Raw genomic sequence first — 931 nt, forward strand, 5'->3', positions numbered from 1 at the left:
GCTAAAGTCATGGCTTCACTAGAATGATTCAATAGGTGCATGACCAAGCTAATTTATTTAAAAATTATTGGAATAAATGTAGCAATTACAATAATTAATAATATAACCCAAAGCGCTAACCCAATTGGGTTTTGTGGATTAATTGTTAATCCGATACCAAAGCTTTTTGGGATTAACAAAGGAGCTCGTTTATTGAGTGGACCAGGATTACCTAAACGATAATGCCATAAAGAAGCTATCATGATATACATAACCAAAACAAATATTAAAATACTCATAAAACGGCTATTTAAAAAGTGTTGCTTACCAAAGAGATTCAATAAAAAAGGAATTAAAACAGCTGTCATTATCACGACTATCAGCGAAATATCGAGGATCTTTAGTTTTTTTTGCTTTCTTAAAGCTTGAGCATCTTTGTTAATCTTTTTCATAACTTCCGTGTCTCCCTTAATTAATGCATCGAATAATAGGTTATATATTTGGGTTAATTTAACTAAAATATCGATATCTGGATAATTTTTCCCACGTTCCCAATTAGAAAGGGCTTGTCGAGTAACATTCAATTTGTTACCAAGTTTATAAAGATTCTCTGCACAAAGCAATAAAAAAATTTGGATTTAAAACAGTGGAATCTGCAACATTTTTTAAGTATTTAAAGCATAACAAACTTAGTTAAGTGCAAGCATAAATTGAATTAAAAATACATTCAATTCAATAACGGCAAAAATTGATTTCATGGTCATCAGCAGACTGAGTAAAACGAGGTCAATGCGCACTTATGCCCTTGACAAGCGTCAAGTGCAGATTTAATACCCATCGAAATGGGTATTATTTGTATTAGAAGGCTAGCGCCAACTATAAAAAACCTAGAGCTAAATCTCAAGATTAATCAATCACGTTGCGAAGAATCCAATGACTATAAGCAAGACGA

At 31.9% G+C, this 931-nt stretch carries 1 protein-coding gene; it reads right to left on the minus strand.

The features are described 5' to 3' along the window. Positions 1-53: 53 nt before the first annotated feature. Entirely contained in the window at positions 54-563 is a 510-nt protein-coding gene (locus FC60_RS09110) for a helix-turn-helix domain-containing protein (protein WP_235806143.1), read from the minus strand. Positions 564-931: the final 368 nt, after the last annotated feature.

Origin of the sequence: Limosilactobacillus gastricus DSM 16045 (assembly GCF_001434365.1) — a bacterium.
In the GTDB taxonomy this organism is placed as follows: Bacteria; Bacillota; Bacilli; order Lactobacillales; family Lactobacillaceae; genus Limosilactobacillus; species Limosilactobacillus gastricus.